12 protein-coding genes are annotated in these 17,099 nt (G+C 73.6%); 9 read left to right on the forward strand and 3 right to left on the reverse strand.

The window, feature by feature from the left end; genetic code table 11:
• The first annotated feature begins 30 nt into the window (after positions 1-30).
• The 3 genes from coaBC to Saso_RS06150 all read left to right on the forward strand — a co-directional run bounded on the left by coaBC (position 31) and on the right by Saso_RS06150 (position 4,999).
• Entirely contained in the window at positions 31-1,233 is a 1,203-nt protein-coding gene (coaBC, locus tag Saso_RS06140) for a bifunctional phosphopantothenoylcysteine decarboxylase/phosphopantothenate--cysteine ligase CoaBC (RefSeq protein ID WP_189926144.1), read from the forward strand.
• Between the two features lie 240 nt (positions 1,234-1,473).
• A complete protein-coding gene (metK, locus tag Saso_RS06145) occupies positions 1,474-2,682 on the forward strand; it encodes a methionine adenosyltransferase (RefSeq protein ID WP_189926143.1) in 1,209 nt (402 codons plus the stop codon).
• Between the two features lie 163 nt (positions 2,683-2,845).
• On the forward strand, positions 2,846-4,999 hold the full coding sequence (locus tag Saso_RS06150; protein WP_189926142.1) for a primosomal protein N': 2,154 nt from the start codon (positions 2,846-2,848) through the stop codon (positions 4,997-4,999).
• A 768-nt stretch (positions 5,000-5,767) separates the two neighbouring features.
• On the opposite strand, the gene Saso_RS06155 is transcribed toward Saso_RS06150, so the two are convergent.
• On the reverse strand, positions 5,768-6,346 hold the full coding sequence (locus Saso_RS06155) for a hypothetical protein (protein ID WP_189926141.1): 579 nt from the start codon (positions 6,344-6,346) through the stop codon (positions 5,768-5,770).
• A gap of 224 nt (positions 6,347-6,570) precedes the next feature.
• On the opposite strand from Saso_RS06155, the gene fmt reads away from it, so the two are divergent.
• Both fmt and Saso_RS06165 read left to right on the forward strand, forming a co-directional pair.
• A complete protein-coding gene (fmt, locus tag Saso_RS06160) occupies positions 6,571-7,503 on the forward strand; it encodes a methionyl-tRNA formyltransferase (RefSeq protein ID WP_189926140.1) in 933 nt (310 codons plus the stop codon).
• A gap of 136 nt (positions 7,504-7,639) precedes the next feature.
• Complete coding sequence (locus tag Saso_RS06165; protein ID WP_189926139.1) at positions 7,640-9,067, forward strand: RsmB/NOP family class I SAM-dependent RNA methyltransferase; 1,428 nt, start codon at positions 7,640-7,642, stop codon at positions 9,065-9,067.
• 318 nt (positions 9,068-9,385) lie between these two features.
• Here Saso_RS06165 and argG read toward each other — a convergent pair whose 3' ends face one another.
• Positions 9,386-10,840 carry an argininosuccinate synthase gene (gene argG, locus Saso_RS06170; protein ID WP_189926138.1) on the reverse strand — a complete coding sequence of 485 codons (1,455 nt, stop codon included), beginning with the start codon at positions 10,838-10,840 and terminating at the stop codon, positions 9,386-9,388.
• Between the two features lie 27 nt (positions 10,841-10,867).
• Positions 10,868-13,027, reverse strand: a complete 2,160-nt coding sequence (locus Saso_RS06175) for an MMPL family transporter (RefSeq protein WP_189926136.1) — start codon at positions 13,025-13,027, stop codon at positions 10,868-10,870.
• Positions 13,028-13,188: 161 nt separating this feature from the next.
• On the opposite strand from Saso_RS06175, the gene rpe reads away from it, so the two are divergent.
• From rpe to Saso_RS06195, 4 genes are all read left to right on the forward strand, one after another.
• Positions 13,189-13,875, forward strand: coding sequence for a ribulose-phosphate 3-epimerase (gene rpe, locus Saso_RS06180; protein ID WP_189926135.1), 687 nt, complete (start codon positions 13,189-13,191; stop codon positions 13,873-13,875).
• Positions 13,876-13,965: 90 nt separating this feature from the next.
• Positions 13,966-15,009, forward strand: a complete 1,044-nt coding sequence (locus Saso_RS06185; RefSeq protein ID WP_189926134.1) for a sugar-binding transcriptional regulator — start codon at positions 13,966-13,968, stop codon at positions 15,007-15,009.
• 119 nt (positions 15,010-15,128) lie between these two features.
• Positions 15,129-15,434 (forward strand): barstar family protein, encoded by a 306-nt coding sequence (locus Saso_RS06190; protein WP_189926133.1) that lies wholly within the window; start codon positions 15,129-15,131, stop codon positions 15,432-15,434.
• A gap of 131 nt (positions 15,435-15,565) precedes the next feature.
• Positions 15,566-17,005, forward strand: a complete 1,440-nt coding sequence (locus Saso_RS06195; protein WP_189926463.1) for a GuaB1 family IMP dehydrogenase-related protein — start codon at positions 15,566-15,568, stop codon at positions 17,003-17,005.
• The last annotated feature ends 94 nt before the right edge of the window (positions 17,006-17,099 follow it).

A 17,099-nucleotide genomic window follows, 5' to 3' on the forward strand; every position in this document is an offset into this window, starting at 1 on the left:
CGCACGTTTTCCGAGGTACGGGGAGAGACGGTGGACAAGCCGAGGGTCGTTCTGGGCGTCAGTGGCGGCATCGCCGCCTACAAGGCCTGTGAGCTGCTGCGCAGACTGACCGAGTCCGGCCATGACGTCCGGGTGGTCCCCACCGCCTCCGCGCTGCACTTCGTCGGTGCGGCCACCTGGTCCGCCCTGTCCGGCCACCCCGTCTCCACCGAGGTCTGGGACGACGTCCACGAGGTCCCGCACGTCCGCATCGGCCAGCACGCCGACCTGGTGGTCGTCGCCCCGGCCACCGCGGACATGCTCGCCAAGGCAACGCACGGTCTCGCCGACGACCTCCTCACCAACACGCTCCTCACGGCCCGCTGTCCCGTCGTCTTCGCGCCCGCGATGCACACCGAGATGTGGGAGCACCCGGCCACCCAGGAGAACGTGGCGACCCTGCGCCGCCGGGGCGCCGTCGTCGTCGAACCGGCGGTCGGCCGCCTCACCGGTGTCGACACCGGCAAGGGACGCCTGCCCGACCCGGCCGAGATCTTCGAGGTCTGCCGCCGGGTCCTGGCCAGGGGCGTGCGGGAGCCCGACCTGGCGGGCCGGCATGTCGTGGTCAGCGCCGGCGGCACCCGCGAGCCCCTCGACCCGGTCCGCTTCCTCGGCAACCGCTCCTCCGGCAAGCAGGGCTACGCCCTCGCCCGCACCGCCGCCGCCCGCGGCGCCCGGGTCACGCTGATCGCGGCGAACACCGGCCTGCCCGACCCGGCCGGGGTCGACGTCGTCCAGGTCGGCACGGCCGTCCAGCTGCGGGAGGCCGTCCTGAAGGCCGCCGCGGACGCCGACGCGGTCGTCATGGCGGCCGCCGTGGCCGACTTCCGGCCGGAGACCTACGCGGCGGGCAAGATCAAGAAACAGGACGGCCGGGAACCGGACCCCGTCGTTCTCGTACGGAATCCGGACATCCTCGCGGAGATCTCCGCCGACCGGGCGCGCTCCAACCAGGTGGTTGTCGGCTTCGCCGCCGAGACCGACGACGTCCTCGCGAACGGCCGGGCGAAGCTCCGGCGCAAGGGCTGCGATCTGCTGGTGGTGAACGAGGTGGGGGAGCGCAAGACGTTCGGTTCCGAGGAGAACGAGGCCGTCGTGCTGGGTGCCGACGGCAGCGAGACCCCCGTGCCGCACGGGCCCAAGGAGGCCCTGGCCGAAATCGTGTGGGACCTGGTGACAGGGCGGCTGGGCTGACGGTTCGATGCGGCTCGCCGTTGCCTCGTGCCTCGGTCGATTCGGGTGTGGCGACCCTGGCCAACGGTGCTCGGCATTCGGCAGAATGCCCGTGCCGCAGGTCACAGCGCTCCCGAGAGGCGAGACAGGTGGGCCCGTGGCGGGGCACGACCGATAAACTGTTCTCGGACGACGCCGGGCGCAGCTCCCGTCGCGTCCGCCAATGATCAGCCAGCAGCCGCTGCAACCCCAGGGAGCGTTGTGTCCCGTCGCCTGTTCACTTCGGAGTCCGTGACCGAGGGTCACCCCGACAAGATCGCTGACCAGATCAGCGACACCATTCTCGACGCCCTGCTGCGTGAGGACCCGACCTCCCGGGTCGCCGTCGAGACCCTGATCACGACCGGTCTGGTGCACGTGGCCGGTGAGGTCACCACCAAGGCCTACGCGCCGATCCCCCAGCTCGTGCGCGACAAGATCCTCGAGATCGGCTACGACTCCTCCAAGAAGGGCTTCGACGGCGCCTCCTGCGGTGTCTCGGTGTCCATCGGCGCCCAGTCGCCGGACATCGCCCAGGGCGTGGACACGGCCTACGAGAACCGCGTCGAGGGCGACGAGGACGAGCTGGACCGCCAGGGCGCCGGCGACCAGGGGCTGATGTTCGGCTACGCGTCGGACGAGACGCCCACCCTGATGCCGCTGCCGATCTTCCTGGCGCACCGGCTGTCCAAGCGCCTGTCGGACGTCCGCAAGAACGGGACCATCCCCTACCTGCGCCCCGACGGCAAGACCCAGGTCACCATCGAGTACGACGGCGACAAGGCCGTCCGCCTCGACACCGTCGTCATCTCCTCGCAGCACGCGAGCGACATCGACCTGGACTCCCTGCTCGCCCCCGACATCCGTGAGTTCGTGGTGGAGCCGGAGCTGAAGGCGCTCCTGGACGAGGGCATCAAGATCGACACCGAGAACTACCGTCTGCTCGTCAACCCGACCGGCCGCTTCGAGATCGGCGGCCCGATGGGCGACGCCGGCCTGACCGGCCGCAAGATCATCATCGACACCTACGGCGGCTTCGCGCGGCACGGCGGCGGCGCCTTCTCGGGCAAGGACCCGTCCAAGGTCGACCGCTCGGCCGCGTACGCGATGCGCTGGGTCGCGAAGAACGTGGTGGCCGCGGGTCTGGCCGCCCGCTGCGAGGTCCAGGTCGCCTACGCCATCGGCAAGGCCGAGCCGGTCGGCCTGTTCGTGGAGACCTTCGGCACCGCCCAGGTCGACGTCGAGAAGATCGAGAAGGCCATCGACGAGGTCTTCGACCTCCGCCCGGCCGCGATCATCCGCGACCTCGACCTGCTGCGCCCGATCTACGCGCAGACCGCCGCGTACGGCCACTTCGGCCGTGAGCTGCCCGACTTCACGTGGGAGCGCACGGACCGCGTGGACGCCCTGCGCAAGGCCGCCGGACTGTAGTCCCGGCCCCTCAGCGGTTCACCCGAGGCCCGGCCCCTGCGAGGGGGCCGGGCCTCGGCGCGTCCGGAGCGCCCGGCGCCCCCTGGCGGGTATCCAGGTCCGGTGGGCTGCGGGGCCCCCGGTCGTCGGTCGGTTGTCGGTGGGGTTTGGTAAGAATGCAGGTGTGATCAGCGAGAACGGGCAGGGGGACGGCGGTGCGACCGGGGAGGGCGCGCCGCCCGAGCAGCTCGCGCTGATCCGGGAGAGCGTGCGCCAGGCCAAGACGCCGCGGGCCAAGCCCCGGACCTGGCGGGGAGCCGCGCTGGCCGGGGAGCTGCCCGTCGCACGCGTCCTGGTCGACAAGGGCGTACTGCACCTGGACCGGTACTTCGACTACGCGGTCCCCGCCGAGCTGGACGCCGACGCACAGCCGGGGGTGCGGGTGCGCGTCCGGTTCGGGGCCGGGCGTGGGCGGGTGCGGGAAGGGCGGCGCGAGGGCGGCGGGCTCATCGACGGGTTCCTGGTCGAACGGCTCCCGGAGTCGGACTACTCCGGTCCGCTGGCGGCGCTCGCCCAGGTGGTCTCGCCCGAGCCGGTGCTGAGCCCGGAACTGCTGGGGCTGGCCCGGTCCGTCGCCGACCGGTACGCGGGAAGCCTCGCCGACGTCCTGCAACTGGCCGTGCCGCCGCGCAACGCACGCGCCGAGCAGCGGCCCTCTCCCGCACCGCTGCCGCCGCCCGGGGCGCCCCAGGCCGGCTCCTGGACGCGGTACGAACGAGGCGGCGCGTTCCTGGAGTCACTGGCGTCCGGGGGCGCGCCACGAGCGGTGTGGAACGCCCTGCCCGGTCCCGCCTGGAGCGAGGAGCTGGCGCGGGCCGTCACCGCGACCCTCGCCTCGGGGCGCGGGGCCCTGGTCGTCGTACCGGACGGGCGGGCCGCCGCGCGGGTCGACGCGGCGCTGACGGCGGTCCTGGGCGAGGGGCGGCACGCCCTGCTCACCGCGGACGCCGGACCCGAGAAGCGCTACCGGGAGTGGCTGGCTGTGCGTCGGGGGTCCGTGCGGGCGGTCGTCGGCACGCGCGCCGCCATGTTCGCGCCCGTCCAGGACCTCGGCCTGGTCGCGCTCTGGGACGACGGGGACGACAGCCACAGCGAGCAGCACGCCCCGCAGCCCCATGCCCGCGAGGTGCTGCTGCTGCGGGCCGCGCAGGACAGGTGCGGGTTCCTGCTGGGCGGCTGGAGCTGCACGGTGGAGGGCGCGCAGCTCGTCGAGAGCGGCTGGGCGCGCCCGCTGGTCGCCGCCCGGGAGCAGGTACGGCGCAGCGCACCCCTCGTGCGCACCGTGGGCGACCAGGACCTCGCACGCGACGAGGCCGCACGGGCCGCCCGGCTGCCCAGCCTCGCCTGGCAGTCGGTGCGCGAGGGGCTGCGGCACGGGCCGGTGCTCGTGCAGGTCCCCCGGCGGGGCTATGTGCCACGGATGGCGTGTGCCCAGTGCCGGGCCGCGGCCCGGTGCCGGCACTGCTCCGGACCGCTGGAGGCGCGTGACGGGGGAGCGCTGTGGTGCGGCTGGTGCGGGCGGGAGGAGAACGCCTGGCACTGCCCGGAGTGCGGCTCGTTCCGGCTGCGGGCACAGGTGGTCGGGGCGCGGCGGACCGCCGAGGAGCTGGGGCGGGCGTTCCCCGCCGTCGCGGTGCGCACGTCCGGGCGCGAGCAGGTGCTGGACACCGTGCCGGACACGCCCGCGCTGGTGGTCTCCACGCCTGGCGCCGAACCCGTCGCCGACGGCGGCTACGCGGCCGCGCTGCTGCTGGACGGCTGGGCCATGCTCGGACGGCCCGACCTGCGGGCCGGTGAGGACGCGCTGCGCCGCTGGATCGCGGCCGCCGCGCTCGTACGGCCGTCGGGGGACGGGGGGACCGTGGTCGTCATGGCGGAGCCGACCCTGCGGCCGGTGCAGGCGCTGGTGCGCTGGGATCCCGTCGGGCACGCGGTGCGCGAGCTCGCCGAGCGGGCCGAGCTGGGCTTCCCGCCGGTGTCGCGGATGGCCGCGGTCTCGGGCACGGCGACGGCCCTGACCACCTTCCTCCAGGCCGTCGAACTGCCGCGGGAGGCCGAGCTGCTGGGGCCGGTCCCGGTACCGGCCGGCCCGCCGGGGCGGCCCCGACGGCCCGGCGCGCCGCCGCCCGGGCAGGAGTGGGAGCGGATGCTGGTCCGGGTCCCTCCGGGGAAGGGCGCGGACCTGGCGGCGGCCCTCAAGTCGGCACAGGCGGCCCGGATGGCCCGGGGCGGCGAGGAGGCGGTCCGGGTACGGATCGACCCACCGGACATCGGCTGAGGGACGGCGTCCGCCGGGGGCGCGGGGTGGCGGTGCCGCCGGGTGCGCGGGGCTGCCGCCGCCGGGCGTGCGGGATGGCCTTCGCCGGGGCGGGGAGCGGCGTCGTCGGATGCGAAGGACGGCGGCCGCCGGGCGTGGGGGACGGCGGTCCGCGGGCGTGGGGATGGCCTTCGCCGAGGCGGGAGGCGGCGGTCGTCGGGTGTGAGGGACGGCGGTTGTTGGGTGTGGGGGGCGGCGTCCGCCGGGGGCGGGTGGTGGCGGTTGCCGGGTGCGAGGACTGCGGCTGGCGGGCGTGGGGGACGGCGGTCCGCGGGCGTGGGACGGCCTTCGCCGAGGCGGGAGGTGGCGGTCGTCGGGTGTGAGGGACGGCGGTTGTTGGGTGTGGGGGGCGGCGTCCGTCGGGAGCGGGGGGTGGCGGTGTCGCCGAGTGCGAGGGGCTGCCGCCGTCGGGCGTGGGGACGGCCTCTGCCGGGGGTGGGAGGTGGCGGTCGTCGGGTGCGAGGGGCGGCCGCCCGCCGGGCGAGGGGGCGGGTGGTGGGCGCCGGGTGCGGCCGGTCTCGGGGGACCTCGGGAGGGGGGCCAGGTGTTGCGCGCGGCGGCGCGCGGGAAGCTGAGGGGCGGGCCGGTGTGCGGGGAGGGGGCTGGGCGTTGTGCGCGGGAAGCCCGCGGGGGCGGGCGGTGCGTGGGGTGGGTGGGGCAGGCGAATGCCCTCTCGGGAGGGGCCGAGAGGGCGGGGCGGGGAAGCTGCTCGGGGTCGGGTGCGGTGCGTCAGCCGTTGCGCGGGCCGGGGAAGGCGGTCGGCCGTGCCTCGTCGCGCAGGGCCGGGCTGCCTGCCGTCGGCTGGGTCGGCATCGACCGGGCGGCGGGCACCGTGGGGACGGCCGGGATGCCCGCGTTCAGGCCGATCGCGCGGGCGGGGGAGGGCTCGTCCGGCAGCTCCGCCTCGGCGGTGACCGTGGCGGTGGACGGTGCGGTGGTGGAGCCGGCGGCCTGGGCGGCGGCCCGGCGGGCGCCGTAACGGCGGTGCACGGCCTGCTTGGTGACGCCGAGCGCGGAGCCCACCGCGTCCCAGGAGAAGCCGAGCGAGCGGTCGAAGTCCACCGCCGCGGTGACCAGGGTCTCGACGCTGTCCCGCAGTTCCTGGGCGAGGCGGACGGTGGGGGCGGGGGCGCGTCCGTAGACGACGAAGCCCGTGGACGGACCGGAGCGGCGGGGGCGGTAGACGTTGCCCAGCTGCGCCGTGAGGGTGCGCAGTGCGTCCACCTGCCGGCGGACGCGCTCGATGTCCCGCACCAGCAAGTGCAGGCTGGCCCGGGCCTGGGCGTCGTGGGTTGCATGGTCGGCCATGAACAAGCCTCTCGAACCGGCGATGAAGTAGGTGTGGTCAACTCTTTCTTGACCAACGCGGGTTCGCTCCGCTGGTCACGGTGTGGGGGCGTATGGGCATATGCGTACGCCCCCCGGAGGCGGGGTGCTCCCGTGCCGCTCCGCGGGTCGGCGGCCGCCCCGGCCGGCGTCATAAACTGGTGCGTCGCCCGTCGTCCGTCCCGCCCGAGAGGCCCCGCCCACTCATGAAGCTCGTCTTCGCCGGCACCCCCGAGGTCGCCGTTCCCGCTCTGGACGCTCTGATCGCCTCCGGGCGGCACGAGGTGGCCGCCGTCGTCACGCGTCCCGACGCGCCCTCGGGACGGGGACGCAGGCCCGTCGCCTCGCCCGTCGCCCGGCGCGCGCAGGAGGCGGGCATCGAGGTGCTCAGGCCCGCCAAGCCGCGCGATGCGGAGTTCCTGGAGCGGCTGAGGGAGATCGCCCCCGACTGCTGCCCCGTAGTGGCCTACGGGGCGCTGCTGCCCAGGGTGGCGCTGGACATCCCGGCCCGCGGCTGGGTCAACCTGCACTTCTCGCTGCTGCCCGCCTGGCGCGGGGCCGCGCCCGTGCAGCACTCCGTCATGGCCGGGGACGAGATCACGGGTGCCTCCACCTTCCTCATCGAGGAGGGCCTCGACTCGGGGCCGGTGTACGGGACGGTCACCGAGGAGATCCGGCCCACCGACACCAGCGGGGACCTGCTCACCCGGCTCGCCTTCGCCGGTGGCGGGCTGCTGGCCGCGACCATGGACGGCATCGAGGACGGCGTGCTCAAGGCCGTGCCGCAGCCGGGTGAGGGCATCACCCTCGCGCCGAAGATCACCGTCGAGGACGCCCGGATCGACTGGGCCGCCCCGGCCCTGCGGGTCGACCGTGTGGTGCGCGGCTGCACGCCCGCGCCCGGCGCCTGGACCACCTTCCGCGGCGAGCGCCTCAAGCTCGTCCAGGTCCGGCCGGTCCCCGAGCGGACCGATCTCGCCCCGGGCGCGCTGCTCGTGGGCAAGAACAGCGTGCACGTGGGCACGGGGTCGTACGCGGTCGAGCTGCTGTGGGTGCAGGCGCAGGGCAAGAAGCCGATGCGGGCCGCGGACTGGGCGCGGGGTGTCCGGATCGCGGAGGGCGAGAGCGTGGGGGCGTGACGCTTCTGCCCGGCCCGGGTCCCTCGGACGGACGCCGGAGACCCTCCCCGGGGACATTCCTCCCGTCGCCCCGGCCTGCGGGCGCATCGACGTACGCTGGACGCGTCTTTTCTCCTGCAATCCGGAGCACCTTTTCGTGAGCGACCAGCCCCACCGTTCCCGCAAGCCGGGCAAGCCCTACCGGCGGCCTCAGAAGGACCCCGTCCGACTCCTCGCCTTCGAGGCGCTGCGAGCCGTCGACGAGCGGGACGCGTACGCCAACCTCGTGCTGCCGCCCCTGCTGCGCAAGGCGCGTGAGAAGGAGGGCCCCGACAAGTTCGACGGACGGGACGCGGCCCTCGCCACCGAGCTGGTCTACGGCACGCTGCGCCGGCAGGGGACGTACGACGCCGTCATCTCCGCCTGTGTCGACCGGCCGCTGCGCGAGGTGGACCCGCCGGTCCTCGACGTGCTGAGCCTCGGGGTGCATCAGCTGCTGGGGACGCGCATCCCGACCCACGCCGCAGTCTCGGCCACCGTGGACCTCGCCCGGGTCGTGCTCGGGGACGGGCGGGCCAAGTTCGTCAACGCCGTGCTGCGCAAGGTCGCGGCGCACGATCTCGACGAGTGGATCGAGCGGGTCGCCCCGCCCTACGAGGACGACCCCGAGGACCACCTCGCCGTCGTGCACTCGCACCCGCGCTGGGTCGTCTCCGCGCTGTGGGACTCGCTCGGCGGCGGCCGGGCCGGTATCGAGGACCTGCTGGCCGCGGACAACGAGCGGCCCGAGGTGACCCTCGTCGCCCGGCCCGGGCGGGCCACCACCGAAGAGCTGCTGCGCGAGGAGGCCGCGGTCGCCGGGCGCTGGTCGCCGTACGCCGTGCGTCTCAGCGAGGGCGGCGAGCCGGGGGCCGTCGACGCCGTCCGGGAGGGACGCGCGGGCGTCCAGGACGAGGGCAGTCAGCTCGTCGCTCTGGCGCTGGCCGCCGCGCCCGTCGACGGGTCGGACGCGCTGTGGCTGGACGGGTGCGCAGGCCCCGGTGGCAAGGCCGCGCTGCTCGCCGCGCTGGCCGCCGAGCGGGGTGCCGCGCTGCTCGCCTCCGAGAAGCAGCCGCACCGGGCGGGCCTGGTGGCGAAGGCCCTGGCCGGCAACCCGGGGCCCTACCAGGTCATCGCGGCCGACGGGACACGGCCGCCGTGGCGGCCCGGTTCCTTCGACCGGGTGCTGATGGACGTGCCCTGCACGGGCCTCGGGGCCCTGCGCCGGCGTCCGGAGGCGCGCTGGCGGCGCCGCCCGGAGGACCTCGACGGCTTCGGACCGCTCCAGCGCGGGCTGCTGCGGACCGCCCTGGACTCCGTCCGGGTCGGGGGCGTCGTCGGCTACGCGACCTGCTCGCCGCATCTCGCGGAGACCCGTGCCGTGGTCTCCGACGTGCTCAAGCAGTACCCCGAGACCGAGCTGATCGACGCGCGGCCCCTGCTGCCGGGCGTACCGGCGCTGGGCGACGGGCCCGACGTCCAGCTGTGGCCGCACCTGCACGGGACGGACGCCATGTACCTGGCGCTGATCAAAAAGACCGGCTGAGCCGGGCCCGCCCCGGGCTGGGACCGGTCCGTCCCAGGCGTCGCCGGCCCGCGCCGGGCCGGGACCTGCTCGCTCCGGGCTGGGACCGGCCCCAGGCTGAGACCGGCTAGCTCCGGGCTGACGCCGGTCCGCACCCGCTGACGCCGGTCCGCCCCGGCTGGGACCGGTCCGCCCAGGTTGACGTCCGCCTGCACTCGCTGACGTCGGTCCGCACCCGCCCGCACCGGGCGCTGTCATGACGCGGGCATGACGCGAGAGGGGCCGGCCGCACACCTGAATGTGCGGCCGGCCCCTCTCGCGTCGTCACCCCTGCCGGGGTCAGTCCGTGCCGAACTCCATCGCGGCGCGGTCCAGCAGCTCGTCGTCGCCGGAGACCTCGCCGCGGGAGGCGATGGCCTCGGCGCCGCCCTCGGGCAGCTCCGTCATGGTCCCGATGAGGCCGGTCGAGGCGGCCTGGGCGGCACCGATCGCGGGGCTGCCGCTGCCGATCAGACCGAGCGTGGCGTACTGCTCCAGCTTGGCGCGCGAGTCGGCGATGTCGAGGTTGCGCATGGTGAGCTGGCCGATCCGGTCCACCGGGCCGAACGCGGAGTCCTCGGTGCGCTCCATCGACAGCTTGTCCGGGTGGTAGCTGAACGCCGGTCCCGTGGTGTTCAGGATCGAGTAGTCCTCACCGCGCCGCAGCCGCAGGGTCACCTCGCCGGTGACGGCCGCGCCGACCCAGCGCTGGAGCGACTCGCGGATCATCAGCGCCTGCGGGTCCAGCCAGCGGCCCTCGTACATCAGACGGCCGAGCCGCCGTCCCTCGTTGTGGTACTGGGCGAGGGTGTCCTCGTTGTGGATGGCGTTGACGAGGCGCTCGTAGGCCGCGTGCAGCAGAGCCATGCCGGGCGCCTCGTAGATGCCCCGGCTCTTGGCCTCGATGATGCGGTTCTCGATCTGGTCCGACATGCCGAGGCCGTGGCGGCCGCCGATGGCGTTGGCCTCCATCACCAGATCGACGGGGGAGGCGAACTCCTTGCCGTTGACCGTCACCGGGCGGCCCTGGTCGAAGCCGATCGTCACGTCCTCGGTGGCGATCTCGACCGACGGGTCCCAGAAGCGCACGCCCATGATGGGCTCGACGGTCTCGACGCCGGTGTCCAGGTGCTCCAGGGTCTTCGCCTCGTGGGTGGCGCCCCAGATGTTGGCGTCGGTGGAGTACGCCTTCTCCGTGCTGTCCCGGTAGGGCAGCTCATGGGCGACGAGCCACTCCGACATCTCCTTGCGGCCGCCGAGCTCGGTCACGAAGTCCGCGTCCAGCCAGGGCTTGTAGATCCGCAGGTGCGGGTTGGCCAGCAGGCCGTAGCGGTAGAACCGCTCGATGTCGTTGCCCTTGAAGGTCGAGCCGTCGCCCCAGATCTGGACGTCGTCCTCGAGCATCGCGCGCACCAGGAGCGTGCCGGTGACGGCACGGCCGAGGGGCGTGGTGTTGAAGTACGCCCGTCCGCCGGAGCGGATGTGGAACGCACCGCAGGTGATCGCGGCCAGGCCCTCCTCGACGAGCGCGGCGCGGCAGTCGACCAGGCGCGCGATCTCGGCACCGTAGGTCTTCGCGCGGCCGGGCACCGAGGCGATGTCGGGCTCGTCGTACTGGCCGATGTCGGCGGTGTAGGTGCACGGGACGGCGCCCTTGTCGCGCATCCACGCGACCGCGACCGAGGTGTCGAGCCCGCCGGAGAAGGCGATGCCGACGCGCTCGCCGGCGGGAAGGGAGGTGAGGACCTTGGACATAGGAAGATTATGCATGAACTCGCATGGTCATGCAAAGGGTGGTCGGTCCTCCGCGCTCTCGACGGGCTGCGCAGGGTCCTTCGGGGCGATAGCCGGGCTCTCCCGGGCCGACCGGTGCGGCCACCAGATCTTCGGTCCGATGTCCAGGAACAGGCTGGTGACGAGCACCGACCGCACGACGAAGGTGTCGAGCAGGACGCCCAGCGCCACCGCGAAGCCGATCTCGGCGAAGGCGACCATGGGCAGCGTGGCCAGGGCCGCGAAGGTGCCGGCCAGGACCAGCCCCGCCGAGGTGATCACCGCCCCCGTCGCCGCCAGGCCGGTCACCACCCCTCGCCGGGTGCCCTGATGCGCGGCCTCCTCGCGGATGCGGGTGGTCAGGAAGATGTTGTAGTCGATGCCCAGGGCCACCAGGAAGACGAAGACGAACAACGGGAAGTCCGTCGACTCGCCCGCGTAGTCGAAGAGGTGGCGGAACGCCAGCGCACTGAGCCCGAGCGCCGCCGTGAACGACAGGATCACGGTCCCCACCAGCAGCAGCGGAGCGATCAGCGCGCGCAGCAGGGCGCAGAGGATGAGCAGGACGACGCCCAGGACCAGCGGGATGATCAGCCGGTTGTCGTGCGTCGTGGCCTTGTCCATGTCGAGCAGCGCGGCCGTGCCGCCGCCCACCTGCGCGTCGGCGCCGGGCACCTCGTGCACCGCGTCCCGCACCCGCTCCACGGTCTGTTTCGCGGCCTCGCTGTCGGCCGGGTCGGTCATCGTGGCCTCGAACAGCACCTGGCCCTCGTGGACGGGTTTCGTGCCCGGCGGCCGCGTCAGGGACGTCGGCACGACACCCGGCGTCCTCGCGACCGCGAGCTTCACCCGCCCGGATCCCGCCACGTCGCTGACGACGACCAACGGGTCCCCGCTCCCCGCCGGGAAGTACTTCTGCGACACCCGCTGGCCGGTGATCGAGTCGGGCGTGCCGGTGAAGGCGTCGGCGTTGGAGATGCCCTCGGCGCGCAACTGGATCAGACCGAGCGAGCAGACCGCCAGGGCCAGCGCCGTCACCGCCCAGACCAGGCGGGGGCGGCGGGCGATGCCCGTGCCGGTGCGGGCCCAGACACCGCGCTCGGTCGGGTCGGCGGAGCCGTGGTGCGGGATCACCGGCCAGAAGATCCAGCGTCCGCAGATCACCAGCAGGGCGGGGAAGAGGGTTGTCATGGCGAGCAGCGCCACCGCCACGCCGATGGCGGCGACCGGGCCCAGGCCGCGGGTGGAGTTCATCTCGGCGGCCAGCAGCATCAGCATGCTCAGGACGACCGTGGCGCCGGAGGCGAGCACGGCGGGGCCCGCGCGGTGCAGCGCTCTGGCCATCGCCTCGTGCCGGTCCTCGTGGCGGCGCAGCTCCTCCCGGTAGCGGGCCACCAGCAGCAGCGCGTAGTCCGTGCCCGCGCCGAACACGAGCACGGTGAGGATGCCGGCGCTCTGACCGTTCACCGTCAAGCCCGCGTGCGTCGCCAGGAAGTAGATCAGGGCCTGCGCGGTGAACAGGGCGGCGACCACGGCGAGCACCGGGACCACGAGCAGGGTGGGACTGCGGTAGGTGATCAGGAGCATGACGACGACCACGCCCATCGCCGCCAGCAGCAGGGTCGAGTCGATGCCCTCGAAGGCCTTGGAGAAGTCCGCGGACGTGCCGCCGGGGCCCGTGATGTGCACGGCGAGGCCGCTGTCGCCCGGGTCGACGACGTCCCGGATCGACGCGACGGCCGGGGCGATGCGCTGCCAGCCCTGCTCGTCCATGGTGATCGGGACGAAGATCTCGGCGGCGCGGGGATCGACCGGGCGGTCGTAGACCGGGCCGCGGGTCTCGGCGCCGCGGATGCCGTGGGCGGTCAGCCCCCGCAACCGGGCCGCGTCCTCGGTGATGCGGGCCCGGTCCCCGGCCGTCAGCCCGCCGTCACGGGCGTAGACGACGACCGCGGGGATCTGCTCGGGCCGGAACTCCTGCGAAGTCTCCAGGACCTGGGTGGACTCGGCGGATCCCGGCAGCCAGGAGGCCGCGTCGTTGTCCTGTGCGTCGGTGAGCTTCGAGGCGAAGGGCGCGGTCAGGAACAGCACCACCACCCACAACGCCAGCACCAGCCACTTGGCCCGCCGCCCGCAGACCAGATGCGCGACACCGCGTCTCCCGGCCATGACTACCCCCCGGACCGCTCTGTCGTCACCGCGTGCGGCCGCGCCGCACGAGGAGCGCGGGGGACCGCCCGATCGGCCGTCGCAGGTCCCCGGACGCCGAACCACGTTCCCGCCGCGGGACCGATGCCCGCAACCCCCGCAGGGCATGGCAGGCTTGGGTCATGGCCGTGCAGATCAACCCCAGCATCCTGTCCGCCGACTTCTCCCGCCTCGCGGACGAGGCGAAGGCGGTCGCCGGAGCCGACTGGCTCCATGTCGACGTCATGGACAACCATTTCGTCCCGAACCTCACGCTCGGTGTGCCGGTCGTAGAGTCACTGGCCCGTGCGACGGACACTCCGCTGGACTGCCATCTGATGATCGAGGCCCCCGATCGCTGGGCCCCGCAGTACGTCGAGGCGGGTGCCTCGTCCGTCACCTTCCACGTCGAGGCGGCCGCCGCACCCGTACGGCTCGCCCGCGAGATCCGGGCGAAGGGCGCCCGTGCCTCGATGGCGCTCAGGCCCGCCACGCCGATCGAGCCGTACGAGGACCTGCTCCCCGAACTCGACATGCTGCTGATCATGACGGTCGAGCCCGGCTTCGGCGGTCAGGCCTTTCTCGACATCATGCTCCCCAAGATCCGCCGCACCCGCGAGTTGATCAGCAAGCACGGGCTCGACCTGTGGCTCCAGATCGACGGCGGGGTGTCCGCCTCGACGATCGAGCGGTGCGCCGAGGCGGGGGCCGACGTGTTCGTGGCGGGCTCGGCCGTCTACGGGGCGGACGACCCGGCCGAGGCGGTGCGTGGCCTGCGGGCTCAGGCGCAGGCGGCCACCGCCGGAGCCACCTGGGGTTGTGAACACTGAACCAACCACTTACCGACAGGAATGTGAACGGCTCCCATCAGAGCTGATCAACTGCGCCGGATCTGCGAGGATGAACGGCGTATCCAGAGTGTGAACAGCAGTGAGGAGAACGCCGTGTCGGGTATGTCGGCGGGCCGGTCAGCCATGCGGATGGGACCCGCTGAGCTGGTGCAGGCGGCGGCCATGGCCCGCCGCTTCTACCTCGAGGGCAAATCCAAGATCCAGATCGCCGAGGAGTTCGGCGTCAGCCGCTTCAAGGTGGCCCGGGTCCTGGAGACCGCCCTCGAACGGGATCTCGTACGGATCGAGATCCGCGTGCCGGCCGAACTGGACGCGGAGCGCTCCGACGCGCTGCGCGCCCGTTACGGCCTCAGGCACGCCGTCGTGGTCGAGTCCCCGGCCGAGGCCGAGGAGACGACGGACCCCGAGAACCTGGGGGAAGTGGCCGCCGACCTGCTCGGCGAACTGGTCGAGGAGGGGGACGTACTGGGGCTGGCCTGGGGCCGGTCCACCATTCACATGGCGGCGGCGCTGGACCGGCTTCCGCCGTGCACGGTCGTGCAGCTGACGGGCGTGTACGACGCGGGCACCGCGGAGCGCGGCTCGGTCGAGGCCGTCCGCCGCGCCGCCCAGGTGTCCGGCGGGGACGCGCACCCCATCTACGCGCCGATGCTCCTGCCGGACGCCGCCACGGCGACCGCGCTGCGCCACCAGACCGGGATCGCCCGGGCCTTCGAGTACTTCGACAAGGTCACGGTCGCCTGTGTCTCCATCGGCTCCTGGGAGCCCGGCATCTCGACGGTGCACGACATGCTCAGCGACGAGGAGCGGGCGCACTACGCCTCGCTCGGGGTCGCCGCCGAGATGTCCGCGCACCTCTTCGACGCCGACGGCCGCCGGGTCGGGCGCGACCTGGGCGAGCGGTGCATCACGGTCAAGGCCGACCAGCTGCGCCGGATCCCCGAGGTCGTGGCGATCGCGGGCGGTCAGCGCAAGGCCGCCGCGATCGACGCGGTCCTGCGGTCCGGGCTGGTCACCAGCCTGGTGACGGACACCTCCGCCGCCGACTACCTGATGACGGCGGGGCCGACGCCCAAGCCCGCCCTCGGCCGGACGGACCCGGACGGGATCTGAGCGGCGCTCGACGAGGGGACGGCCGTGACAGCAGCGTGCGTGTGCTGCCACGGTCCGTCCCCCGCGTGCTCACGGGCACCCCGACCCCTCACTACGACACCTTTCCGGGCGGTGCTGAGATGACGCAGTTCGTGGTCGTGCTCGATCTCGACGGGGTGACCGACAAGTCCGCCCTGATGGACCGGTGCGCCGAGGCCCTGAGCCTGCCCGGCCATTTCGGACGCAACTGGGACGCCCTCGCCGACAGCCTCACCGACCTCCCCGCCCCGCCCGGGGCCGACGGGCTCCGGATCGTCGTACGCAACTGGCGGCCCTACGCCCGGCAGCGGCCCGGGGAGTGGGAGATCGCCCAGGACGTCTTCGCGCAGGCGGTCGACCGGGTGCCGGCCCTGTCCGTGCTGCTTGCCCTCGGAGGATCCTCCTAGAGCACCCCTGAGCTGCTTGGACGTTCTGTCCGGGCGTCGCACCACGGCCCTCGTGGGAGAATGAAGTACGTGCTTCTCCCCTTGGCTGACCGGTCCGGGGGTCACCTCTGATCGACTGGGATGTGCAGCACGTGCGTTTCCTCAACGACATCCAGCCCGCCTACGACCTCACCTACGACGACGTCTTCATGGTGCCGAGCCGCAGCGCGGTCGGGTCGCGGCAGAGCGTCGACCTCGACGCTCCCGACGGCACGGGGACCACGATCCCGCTGGTCGTCGCCAACATGACCGCCGTGGCCGGCCGCCGGATGGCCGAGACCATGGCCCGGCGCGGCGGACTGGTGGTCATCCCCCAGGACATCCCGATCGACGTCGTCACCGACGTCATCACCTGGGTCAAGAGCCGCCACCTGGTGCTGGACACCCCGATCGTGCTCGCCCCCCACCAGACCGTCGCCGACGCCCTCGCCCTGCTGCCCAAGCGCGCGCACAACGCCGGTGTCGTCGTCGACGAGGAGTTCCGTCCGGTCGGTGTCGTCACCGACGCGGACCTGAGCGGGGTCGACCGCTTCACGCAGCTCGAGGTCGTCATGTCCCGCGACCTGCTGCTCCTGGACGCCGACATCGACCCGCGCGAGGCCTTCAACACCCTCGACGCGGCCAACCGGCGCTACGCCCCGGCCGTGGACGCCGACGGCAAGCTCGCCGGCATCCTCACCCGCAAGGGCGCCCTGCGCGCCACCCTGTACACGCCCGCCGTGGACGCCGACGGCAAGCTGCGGGTGGCCGCCGCCGTCGGGATCAACGGCGATGTCGCGGGCAAGGCCAAGCAGCTGCTCGACGCGGGCGTGGACACGCTCGTCATCGACACCGCGCACGGTCACCAGGAGTCGATGATCAGCGCGATCCGGACCGTGCGCGCGCTCGACCCGCGGGTCCCGATCGTCGCCGGCAACATCGTGTCGGCCGAGGGCGTCAAGGACCTCGTCGACGCGGGCGCCGACATCATCAAGGTCGGGGTCGGCCCGGGCGCCATGTGCACCACCCGCATGATGACCGGCGTGGGCCGCCCGCAGTTCTCGGCGGTCCTGGAGTGCGCGGCCGAGGCCAGGAAGTACGGCAAGCACGTGTGGGCCGACGGCGGTGTCCGTCACCCGCGCGACGTCGCCATGGCGCTGGCCGCCGGTGCCTCCAACGTGATGATCGGGTCCTGGTTCGCCGGCACCTACGAGTCGCCGGGCGACCTCCAGCAGGACGCGGGCGGCCGTCTGTACAAGGAGTCCTTCGGCATGGCGTCCGCGCGTGCCGTCGCCAACCGCACGTCCGACGAGTCCGCCTACGACCGCGCCCGCAAGGCGCTGTTCGAGGAGGGCATCTCCACCTCCCGGATGTTCCTCGACCCGGCCCGTCCGGGCGTCGAGGACCTCGTCGACTCGGTCGTCGCGGGCGTCCGCTCGTCGTGCACGTACGCGGGCGCGGCCTCCCTGGAGGAGTTCGCCGAGAAGGCCGTCGTCGGCATCCAGAGCGCGGCCGGCTACGCCGAGGGCAAGCCGCTGCACGCGAGCTGGTAGGTCCGCGGGGCGCTTTGCCGGCCGGCGCGTGTGAAACGGCGCTGATCGCCGCCCTCCGAGTGCGGGTCCGCTCCGGCCGGTCGCCCCGTTCCCC

The organism is Streptomyces asoensis, assembly GCF_016860545.1.
GTDB classification, from domain to species: Bacteria; Actinomycetota; Actinomycetes; order Streptomycetales; family Streptomycetaceae; genus Streptomyces; species Streptomyces asoensis.